This is a genomic window from Desulfolutivibrio sp. (assembly GCF_036584575.1).
In the GTDB taxonomy this organism is placed as follows: Bacteria; Desulfobacterota; Desulfovibrionia; order Desulfovibrionales; family Desulfovibrionaceae; genus Desulfolutivibrio.
Genome location: NZ_JAZHDB010000223.1, coordinates 1 through 10,485 on the forward strand (window position 1 = coordinate 1; position 10,485 = coordinate 10,485).

Annotated in this window: 8 protein-coding genes and 1 pseudogene; 3 read left to right on the forward strand and 6 right to left on the reverse strand. The window is 65.4% G+C overall.

Annotated features, from left to right (window positions below):
* The first annotated feature begins 114 nt into the window (after positions 1–114).
* The gene (locus tag V3572_RS16670; RefSeq protein ID WP_332112156.1) at positions 115–1,032 is read left to right on the forward strand and encodes a hypothetical protein; all 918 of its coding nucleotides are present in this window, start codon (positions 115–117) and stop codon (positions 1,030–1,032) included.
* A 146-nt stretch (positions 1,033–1,178) separates the two neighbouring features.
* Here V3572_RS16670 and V3572_RS16675 read toward each other — a convergent pair whose 3' ends face one another.
* From V3572_RS16675 to V3572_RS16695, 5 genes are all read right to left on the reverse strand, one after another.
* The gene (locus tag V3572_RS16675) at positions 1,179–1,886 is read right to left on the reverse strand and encodes a PilZ domain-containing protein (protein WP_332112157.1); all 708 of its coding nucleotides are present in this window, start codon (positions 1,884–1,886) and stop codon (positions 1,179–1,181) included.
* Between the two features lie 356 nt (positions 1,887–2,242).
* Positions 2,243–3,268, reverse strand: a complete 1,026-nt coding sequence (locus V3572_RS16680; RefSeq protein WP_332112158.1) for an aspartate-semialdehyde dehydrogenase — start codon at positions 3,266–3,268, stop codon at positions 2,243–2,245.
* A 247-nt stretch (positions 3,269–3,515) separates the two neighbouring features.
* Positions 3,516–4,394 (reverse strand): methylenetetrahydrofolate reductase [NAD(P)H], encoded by an 879-nt coding sequence (gene metF / locus V3572_RS16685; RefSeq protein ID WP_332112159.1) that lies wholly within the window; start codon positions 4,392–4,394, stop codon positions 3,516–3,518.
* Between the two features lie 61 nt (positions 4,395–4,455).
* Entirely contained in the window at positions 4,456–4,875 is a 420-nt protein-coding gene (locus tag V3572_RS16690) for a (deoxy)nucleoside triphosphate pyrophosphohydrolase (RefSeq protein WP_332112160.1), read from the reverse strand.
* Positions 4,876–4,884: 9 nt separating this feature from the next.
* Positions 4,885–6,852, reverse strand: a complete 1,968-nt coding sequence (locus V3572_RS16695; RefSeq protein WP_332112161.1) for an ABC-F family ATP-binding cassette domain-containing protein — start codon at positions 6,850–6,852, stop codon at positions 4,885–4,887.
* Positions 6,853–6,968: 116 nt separating this feature from the next.
* Between V3572_RS16695 and V3572_RS16700 the strand changes: the two genes are divergently transcribed.
* Together V3572_RS16700 and argS are read left to right on the forward strand one after the other, a co-directional pair.
* Positions 6,969–7,910 (forward strand): ACP S-malonyltransferase, encoded by a 942-nt coding sequence (locus tag V3572_RS16700; protein ID WP_332112162.1) that lies wholly within the window; start codon positions 6,969–6,971, stop codon positions 7,908–7,910.
* 132 nt (positions 7,911–8,042) lie between these two features.
* Positions 8,043–9,716 (forward strand): arginine--tRNA ligase, encoded by a 1,674-nt coding sequence (argS, locus tag V3572_RS16705; protein ID WP_332112163.1) that lies wholly within the window; start codon positions 8,043–8,045, stop codon positions 9,714–9,716.
* Between the two features lie 638 nt (positions 9,717–10,354).
* Here the strand turns inward: argS and V3572_RS17830 are convergent.
* Positions 10,355–10,485, reverse strand: a pseudogene (locus V3572_RS17830) (helicase-related protein); the annotation flags it as partial.

Here is a 10,485-nt window from a genome sequence, read left to right on the forward strand (position 1 = left end):
GGAGCGGGGGGGCGGCCGCACGCGGCGTTCGAAGGGCCGCTGCGCGGCAAGGCGCGAGTTGACAGGGCGCACTCCGCAGGTACACTGGAAAAAAAGGACAAAAAGGACTCCCCCATGCCCCATGCCGCGTATCGTCGCCTCCGGGCGTTCTCCCTGGGCGCAGCCGTGCCGTTGTCCCTGGCCCTGGCCGCCTCGGCCCTGGCCGCCGTGAACGCCGAGGGCCTGCCCTCGGACGAATCCTCGGGAATGTTCGGCGGCGGCCTCATAAACGCCCTGTTTTTGGGGGAGCCCTTCACCGGTCCCCGCCTGGCCGACATCGTGATCCTCGGGCTTGTGGTCTTTATGCTGTTCCGTTTTTTGACGGGCAGGCGCGCGCCGTCCACGGGACCGGACAGGGCCGCACGGCCCACGCCGTCCCCTGCCGGGGGGCGGACACCCTCCGACCCTTCGCCGAAAAGCGCTGATCCCGCCAACGCCGCTCCCCGGCCGTCGGCCCCTCCCAAGGAGGGATACGGCCCGGAAACGTCCCATGGCCCTGGCCCGGATGGCCGGGAACCGGGTCTGGAACGCGCCTATCAGGCGGCCGAGGCGGCCTGGGGCGGGCTGCGTTCCGCGCCGTCGACCGGAAAACCGGCCCCGGCCGGATCGCAACCGGCCTTCCAAAGCGAGGACGAGGAGTTTGTGGCCGGGGCCAAGGCGGTCTACGCCCGGGTCCGGGAGGCCATGGAGAAGGGCGACGTGTCTGGGATGGCGCCGTTCGTGGCCCCGGAATTCATGGCTGAACTGGCCCGGATGGCGACGGCGCGCGCCGCGCAGACGGGCGGGAAGACGTCCCAACTGCTTTTGGTCGACGCCGGGATCGCGACCCACGAAAAGGAAGGAAACAACACCAGGATCGAGGCCCTCTACGAGGTGCTGGCCAAGATGCCGGGCCAGTCCGGGGATGACCGGGAGCGGGAGACCTGGACGTTTGTCCGGGACGACTCCAGGCCCGGGGCCATGTGGCTTTTGGCCGGGATTCGCGCCGACTAGGACGCCTTACCCGGGGGCAGGGGGGCGCCCGGAGGGTCGGACGCCGACGTCGGGGAGTCCATACCGTGTTGCGTCTGCGTCACAGCGCACATTCGGTTTGTTTTCTTCACCACCCCGCTGCACATGCCGCTTGAGGCCGGATGCCCCTAGCAACTGGCGGCCTTGTCGTCCTCGTCGTCCTCGTCGCACTCCTCGACCCCGGCGCCCTCCAGGCACATGTCGTCGATCTCGGTCAGATGCCCGGGCTTGACGTCCATGAACACCACCCCGATCCCGGGCAGCATCCCGGGCTCCCCCCAGGGCCGCCACCAGCGCACCAGCCCGAAAATCGGGGTCGGATCCGTCAGTTCCATGATCCGGACATGCACAAAGCGCGATGTGGAAAAATCCTCAAGGGTCAGGACGAAGCAGCCGCTTTGGGAGATGTTGAGGATGTTCGCCCGGGTGGCGTCCAGCATGGCCGGGTCGTCCTCGCGGGTGACGAAGGCGTTGAGCTTGACCGGATAGCGTAGGGTGCAGCGTTTGCGCTCGGGGCAGAACGTGCCGCAATTGTGCAGGAAGCAATCGACATCATCCAGGAAAAGGATGTTTCTGCCCGACCGGTCCACCTTGGTGCGCAGGATGGGGTAGGACTCGCTGACCCGAAACAGCCGATCCCTCTCGGCCCGGGGAGAGCGCATGACCTTTTGAATGTCCAGCACCAAACCCTGGCGGGGACTCCCGGACAACCGCTCCAGAAATTCCGGAACGCTTCCGGCTATGGTCACCGGCATCTCCAGCCGGTTCATTTCCCTGGCGTACAGATCCGTGCGGTCAGCCAACACCAGCAGGCCATCGGTTTTTTTCGCGGACATCGACACACACTCCTTGTCGTTGCTTGTCGCGTCGTCCTCCAGGGGAAACAGCACAGCGGGGCGCTCGACACGTCATGCGCCCCGTCCGAAAGGCCTTGTTCCGTCCTCGCGGCGACGCGCATGCGCATCGCTGCCGAGGAGAACCGACCGCCTGCCGCAGGCGGCCGTCGCGTGAGTCCGGGCCATGGCGGATCGCAGCCGCAGCACGCATCACATCAAGCGTGCCGCCGCCGTCGCCGACATCCGCGTGGTCCAGCGAGTGTTCCGAATCCTCCCGTGTCTCGGCAGCTAAAATGGAGCTGTTCTCATGAGGGTTGTCTCTCAAATCCAGGCTCGCCGATTTCGCGGACGCGACACTAGTCGTCCAGCATGCCGCGCGTCAGCAGCAGTTCGGCGATCTGCACGGCGTTTAAGGCCGCGCCTTTGCGGATGTTGTCGGCCACGATCCACAGGTTGAGGCCGTTGTCGATGGTTTGGTCCTCGCGGATGCGCCCCACAAAAACCTCGTCCTCCCCGGCCGCCAGAAGCGGCATGGGGTAGAACTTCTCCGAGGGGTTGTCATACACCGTGATTCCCGGGGCCTGGGCCAGGATGGCCCGGGCCTGCGCGGCCGTCAGCTTCTCTTCGGTCTCGATGTTCACGGATTCGCTGTGGCCGTAAAAAACCGGCACGCGCACCGTGGTGGCCGTGACCTTGATGGAGTCGTCGCCCATGATCTTGGCCGTTTCCTTGATCATCTTGATCTCTTCGAAGGTGTAGTCGCCTTCGGAAAAGACGTCGATCTGGGGCAGGCAGTTGAAGGCGATCTGATACGGATACACCTTGACCTCGGGTTCCTGCATGTTGAAAAGCTGGCGTACCTGGGTCTCAAGCTCGGTGATGGCCTTTTGTCCGGTTCCGGACACGGCCTGATAGGTCGAAACGATGACCCGCTTGATCTTGGCCGCATCGTGCAGGGGCTTTAAGACCACCACCATCTGGATGGTGGAGCAGTTGGGGTTGGCGATGATGTTTTTGTGCCAGGCCACGTCGTCCGGGTTGACCTCGGGCACCACCAGCGGCACCTTGGGGTCCATGCGCCAGGCGCTGGAGTTGTCCACCACAATGCATCCGGCCTTGGCCGCGTGGGGGGCGAATTTTTTCGAGGTTGCGCCGCCAGCGGAAAAAAGGGCCAGATGGATGCCCTTGAAGGAATCCTCGGTCAGCTCCTCGACCACGAGTTCGCCGTCCTTGAAGGGTACGGTGGTTCCCGCCGACCGGGCCGAAGCGAAGGCCCGTACGGTCGTTGCCGGAAAATTGCGTTGTTCAAGCGTCTTCAGCATCTCCCTGCCCACAGCACCCGTGGCGCCGCATACGGCCACGACCAGATCGCCCCTTCCCATACCATCCTCCATCACGACGGGGTTTACGATGTACGCGACGCCAGTGGCGTCCCGAGGCCGCTGAAAACGTCAGCGGCCTATGAAAATCACGAGCAGGTCGCGGCTTCGCCGCGCCGGAAGCGCGTGATTTTCGTGCCTTTCCGCCCGGCGGCTGTGCCGCCGTTGGCGGCGCAAAGCCCCGGTTTCTAAAACCAGGGGCTTTGCCATCAATCTCGGGACGCCACCGGCGTCCCGATGACGACAACGGTTACGACGAAAGGCCAAGTCCGCCGATGATCTTCAGGCAGGCCTCGGCCTTGTTCAGGGTATACAGATGCACCCCAGGCGCGCCCCCGGCAAGGAGCTCCCGGGCCTGGGCCGTGGCGTAGGCCACGCCGAGTTCGGCCACGGCCGAGCTATCGCCCGAGGCGTCGGCCGCCTCCAGCGCGGCCATGTAGTCCGGCGGCATGGACGCCCCGCAAAAGGTCAGCATGCGTTTGGCCCCGGCCAGGCTTACGACCGGCAGCACGCCGGGCAGCATGGGCACGGCGATTCCCGTGGCCCGGGCTTTGGCCACGAAGTCGAAATACAGGCGGTTGTCGAAAAAAAGCTGGGTCACGATGAAATCGCCGCCCGCGGCCACTTTGAATTTGAGATATTCCAGATCCTTTTCCGGGGACTCGGCCTGGGGATGCACCTCGGGATAGGCGGCCACGCCGATGCACAGCGAGGGATATTCGGCCCGGATAAACGCCGCCAGATCCGAGGCGTGCCGGAACTGCTCCGAGTCGGGAACGAAATCGGCCTGGCCCTTGGGCGGGTCGCCGCGAAGGGCCAGCACGTTCTCCACGCCGCTGTCCACCAGGGAGTCCAGGAAGGCCCGGATGTTTTTCTCGCCGGCCCCCACGCAGGTCAGGTGGGCCATGGGCTCCAGGCCGTATTCCTTCTTCATGCGGGAGACGATCTCCAGGGTGTTGGCCTGGGTTCCGCCGCCTGCGCCGTAGGTCACGGACACGAACAGGGGCTTGGTGGGCGCAAGCCAGTTGACCACGTCGAAAAATCCCGGCCAGGCGCTTTTTTCCTTGGGGGGGAAGAATTCAAGGGAGACAAACGGCTTTCCGTTTCGGATAAGATCAATAATCTTCATACCATTCCTTGTCGTCATGGAATCATGGACACCGCTGCGACCACCAGGCCCGGCATGCCGGTCAGGAGGCCGGGAACGTCGAAACGGCTCGCCCGAGTTCGCGCACGATGTCCGTGTCGGCCTCGAGAAACGGATAGGCCACGGCCTCGTCCGGGGTCAGCCAGGCCAACTCTTGCCCTTCCATGGGGGCGGGGTCGCCAAAAAACTCCCGAACATGAAAAAACATCAGCCGTACGCGCAGGTCCGGATAGGCGTGGGTCGTTTCCTTCCAAAAAACCGGACGGCGGGGGATCACCCCAAGCTCCTCGCGAATCTCCCGCATAAGCGCATCCGCCGGGGTCTCGCCCGGCTCCAGCTTGCCCCCGGGAAATTCCCACATCCCGGCCATGGGCTTGCCCGGCGGGCGGCGCACGGCCAGAAACCGGCCACCGCGCCACAGGATGGCCGCAACCACGTCGAGGCAAGGGGCGCCGGGTTTCACGACACGGCCCTATTGCTCGGCGATGGCGGCCCGGCGGGCTTCGAGAGACTCAATTTCTTCCTCCAGTTTCCCCATGCGGGTCAAGAGATTTTCCGCCGCCTCGCCCAGTTCGTGATATTTTTTGGACAGTTCCGAAAAGAGCCCGCGATCCGCATAGGTGGCCGGGTCGGCCATGGCGGCCTCCAGCCTGTGCTGTTCGTCGAGCGCCGTCTCAAGCTCGGTCTCCAGGGTCGCATAGGTCTCTTTCTTGGGTTTGAGCTCCCGGTAGACGGCGTTTCGCTCCTCGGCCAGACGGCGTTTGCGCTCCTTGTCGTCCTTGCGGCTGGTCTTGACCTCCTGGTCCTGGGCGGAGGCCGCCTTGGCCTGCTCGCGAAGCATCCGGTCGTATTCCTCAAAGCCGCCCAGATGCGCGGTGATGCCGCCGTGCCCCACGGACCACACCTCGTCGGCCACCTCGGCCAGAAGGCGCCGGTCGTGGGCCACCAAAAGGATGGTCCCGGAATAATCGATAAGCGCCCGGGTCAGGGCCTCGCGGCTTTCCAGGTCCAGGTGGTTGGTGGGCTCGTCGAGCACCAGGAAGTTGGCCCGGGCCGCGAAAAGCCCGGCCAACAGCAGGCGGCTTTTCTCGCCGCCGCTGAGCTGCGCCACGGGTCGCTCGAAGTAGCCCTCGCCCAGAAGGAAAAGCCCCAGGATGCTGCAGACCTCCTGGTGGGAGGCCTTGGGTCCGGCCATGCGTTTCATTTCAAAGATGACCGTCTGGTCCGGGTTGAGAAGCTCGGTCTGATGCTGGCTGTAATACCCGATCTTGATGCCCGTTCCCACCCGCACCCGGCCGGAGTGGGGGGCGAGATTTCCGGTGACCAGCTTGAGCAGCGTGGTCTTGCCCGAGCCGTTGGGCCCGGCCAGGGCGATTTTCTGGCCGCGGTAGATATGGAAGGTCAGCGCCTCCCACAGGGGGGCGCGGCCGGGAAAGCTGAAGGTCACGTCGGCCGCCGAGACCACGGTCTTGTCCCCGCGTTCGGGCTCGGGGAGCGTAAAGGACAGGGTGGGGCCGCCGGACTCGGGCCGGGCGTCCCGCAGGCCCTCCAGCTCCTTTTCCAGGCGGGTCACGCTTTTGAGCTTGCTCTGGGCCTGACGGGCCTTGGAGGACTTGAAGCGGAAGCGGTCGATGTTGGCCATCTGGCGCTTGATCTTGTCGTCGATGTTCTGGGCCTGCTTGCCGAGCCGGGAGTCCAGTTCCTCGCGCCAGGCCAGAAAGTCCGAAAACGATCCGGGCCGCACCACCGGTTTGGCCTCGCCCAGAAAAAGCGTCTTGGTGGCCACCCGGTCCAAAAACACCCGGTCGTGGGCCACGAAGACAAGCACCCCCTCGTAGGCCAGAAGATAGTTCTCAAGCCACTCCACGGCCTCCAGGTCCAGGTGGTTGGTGGGCTCGTCCAAAAGCAGGATGTCCGCCCCGGCGGCCAGAACCCGGGCCAGCTTGGCCCGTTCCCGCCAGCCGCCGCTTAAGGCCGAGAGCTCGCGGCCCCATTGCCGGTCGTCGAAGCCAAGCCCCGAAAGGATGGCCTTGGCCCGGTGCTCGGGGTTGTAGCCCAGTTCGTGTTCGAGCCGGGTCTGGCGCGCGGACAGTTCCTTGAGGGCGTTTTCGTCGCCGTCTTTGGCGGCCCGGTCCCAGTCTCGCCAAAACGATCCCCAGGAGGGCAGGGCGGCCATGACAAAGGACAGTAGCGGCGTCTGCAGGTCGGTTTCGTCCAACTCCTGGGCCACGTATCCCACCCGGGCCCCGGGGGGATAGGCCACACGGCCGGCGTCGGGTTCGTCCTGTCCGGCCAGAAGCCGCAACAGGGTGGATTTTCCGGCGCCGTTGCGGCCCACCACGGCCAGACGCGTTCCGGCGTCGATTTCCAGGCAGAAATCGCGCAGCACGTCGCGGCCGCCATAGGACTTGGACAGGGACAAAATGGAAATCTTGGGCATGGATCGATCCGGATACGGGGGTTCGATAGGGCTTGCACAACGGGGCGTCATCAACTACCAATCGCGCCGAACCCATCATGGTAAACGACAACGACCTGTAAGGAGTGTGCGACGCGATGGCAACCCCCATAAGCCGTGCGATCCTGTTCCCGGGACAGGGTTCCCAGGAAAAAGGCATGGGCAAGGCCCTGTCCGAGGTGTCCTCCGAGGCCACGGAACTGTGGACCCTGGCCGAGAAGCAAAGCGGTCTGCCCCTTCGGGAAATCTACTGGGACGGCGACGACGCCGCCATGTCCGATACGAAAAATCTCCAGCCGGCCATGGTCGCCGTGAACCTGGGGCTGTGGTATCATTTGAAAAAAAGGCTCTCTCCGGCCGCCGCCGCCGGGCACAGCCTGGGCGAATACGCGGCCCTGACCAGTGCGGGCGTGCTAGAGCCCGCAGAGGCCCTGTCCCTGGTCAGCCTGCGCGGGCGGCTCATGGCCGAAGAGGGCGGCCCGGACGGCAAGATGGCGGCCATGCTTAAGCTTGGCCTGGAGCAGGTCGAGGAGATCGTGGCCAAGGCCGCCGCCGCAACCGGCGAGATCCTTTTGGTGGCCAACTACAATTCTCCCGGGCAGTTTGTGGTAAGCGGCCACGCCAAGGCCGTGGAGGCCGCCGCCGCCCTGGCCAAAGAGGCAAAGGGCCGGGCCATTCCCCTGGCCGTGTCCGGGGCCTTCCACAGCCCCATGATGGACGCCCCGGCCAAAAAGCTGGTGCGGGCCATGCAGGGGATGTCCTGGCGGGCTCCGGCCTTTCCGGTCTACATGAACGTCACGGGCGCCGCCGAGACCGATCCGGGGACCATCAAGGGCCTCATGGAGCGCCAGATGACCTCCCAGGTGCGCTGGCTCCAGACCATGGGGGCCATGTGGGAGGCGGGGGTGCGCTCCTTCGTGGAGCTTGGCCCCAAGGGCGTTTTGGCCAAGCTGGCCAAGGCCTGCCTGCCCGCCGACGCCGCTGACGCGGAAGCGGAGATCCTGGGCGTGGCCGATCCGGACGCTGCGGCGGCGTTGTAGGACGCCTGTTTCCTGAATGCCTCCGGCGGCCAAAGGGCTGTCGCCCTTTGGAATCCCGTAACGGGAAGAGGCCTGGCCTGCCGCCACAGGGCGGCGGTGGGGCCCGACCACCATTTTCCAAGGACATATGTCATGCGTGCCGTCACTCATCTGCGTAGCCTCCTTTCCGATGCCCTGGCGGGCATGGGCATCCCCTGGCCGGAAAAGACCACCATCGAGCCGCCCCGTGACGCGAAATTCGGCGATCTGGCCACCAACGCGGCCATGATGGCCGCCAAGGCCGCCGGGCAAAAGCCCCGCGATCTGGCCGAGGCCCTGCGCCAGGCTCTGGTGTCCGCCGATCCCGGCATGGTGGCCGAAGTGGCCGGGCCGGGTTTTTTGAACGTGACCTTCCCGCCCGCCTTTTGGCAGGCCACCATCGCCGACGTGCTGGAAAAGGACGCAGGCGGCGGCTACGGCCGCTCGGACCTGGGAGGCGGCAAAAAGATCCAGGTGGAATACGTCTCGGCCAACCCCACCGGCCCCCTGCACATCGGCCACGGCCGGGGCGCGGCCCTGGGCGACACCCTGGCCCGCATCCTGCGCGCCGCCGGGTTCGCCGTATCCACCGAATACTACATCAACGACGCCGGACGGCAGATGCGGCTTCTGGGCAACTCCATCTGGCTGCGCTACCGGGAGCTCTACGGCAAAGACGTGGTCTGGCCCGAGGACTGGTACAAGGGCGAGTACATCATCGACCTGGCCCGGGAGCTTTCGGCCATCCACGGCATGGCCCTTTTCTCCATGCCCGAGGCCGAGGCCATAGCCATCTGCCAGACCTACGGCGTGGACCGCATCATGGCCGGGATCAAAAAGGATCTGGCGGATTTCCGGGTGTCCCACGAGGTGTGGTTCTCGGAAAAGACCCTGGTGTCCGGCGGCCGGGTGGAGGCCACGCTTGAGGGTCTTTCGGCCCGGGGGCTGGCCTATGATAAGGACGGGGCGCTGTGGTTCGCCTCCCAGAACCTCGGCGACGACAAGGACCGGGTGCTGCGCAAGTCGTCGGGGGAGCTTACCTATTTCGCCTCGGACATCTGCTACCACGCCGACAAGTTCGCCCGGGGCTTCGAGGTGGTGGTGGACATCTGGGGCGCGGACCATCACGGCTACGTGCCGCGCATGAACGCCGCCGTGCAGGCCTTGGGGAAATCCCCGGAGAGCCTCAAGGTCATCTTGGTGCAGCTTGTGAATCTTTTAAGCGGCGGCGAGCAGATCGCCATGTCCACCCGGGCGGGCAAGTTCGAGACCCTGGCCGACGTGGTGGCCGAGGTGGGCACGGACGCGGCCCGGTTCATGTTTTTGTCGCGAAAAAGCGACAGCCACCTGGATTTCGACCTGGAGCTGGTCAAGCGCCAGACCATGGACAACCCGGTGTATTACGTGCAGTACGCCCATGCCCGGGTGAAATCGCTTTTCGCCAAGGCGGCCGAGCGCGGCATCCAGGCCGGGACTCCGGACGCGGCCCTGCTGTCGCGGCTGTCCACCCCGGAAGACCTGGGGCTTTTGCGCCAGATCGAGCAGTTCCCGGACGTGGTGGCCACGGCGGCGGCCACGTTTTCGCCGCACGTGATCAGTTATTATCTGCGCGATCTGGCCGGGAGGCTGCATTCCTATTATGCGGCGCATCAGGTGCTTGCCACCGGGGACGAGGAACTGACCCGGGCCAGGATGCATCTGCTGGACGCCGTGGCCCGGGTGGTGCGGGCCGGACTGGCCTTTTTGGGCGTTTCCGCGCCCGAGAAGATGGAGCGGACGGAATCATGACGAACCCCCGCCTTTTCGGTCCCGGGGCGGTGCGCCGCCGTCGGCGGCGAAACTGCGGGACGCAAAGGCGCGACGATCACTCGGCCAGGGCGCGGCGCAGAGGCCGCCCGTTTGTGATGTTCGCCGACCGCTTGCGTGTCGGCGGCCCTGGTCTTGACATTTCTCCAAAAAGCGAAATGATGCCCTGCAATGGAACCTAGGAAATGAAACTCTTGAGCAAATTCAACGTGTCGAATGAGGGCGGCCCCCGCAAGTTCAGCTTCGAGCTGACCATGTCGGGGCTTGTGTCCCTGGGTATTGTCCTTGTTTTGGGCATAAGCTGGGTGTTTATTCTGGGCATCCTGGTGGGCCGAGGCTACCGGCCCGAAGAGGCCGTGCCGGAGTTGGCCCAGATCATGCCCTCCACCGAGACCTCGTCCACCCTGGACAATGCCCAGCCGCCCACGGTGCTGCGGCCCGAGGAACTCCAGTTCATGGAGGATCTGCAAAACAAGACGGGCGGCCCCGAGACCATCACCGTGGACTCCGTCCCCAAGACGCCGCCCCACAAGCCGACCCCGGCCCTGCCCGGCGGGGCGGCCCCGTCCGGAGGGCTCACCGGCCGCGATCTGGCCGACGGCCCCGGGATGTCGTCGGCGCATCTTGTAGGCGAAGACCTGGCGTTTCTGGCCGATGCGGTGGGTGCGGTCGGTGGCCTGGTTTTCCACGGCCGGGTTCCACCACGGGTCGTAGTGGATGACGTAGTCCGCGCTGGTCAGGTTCAGGCCGG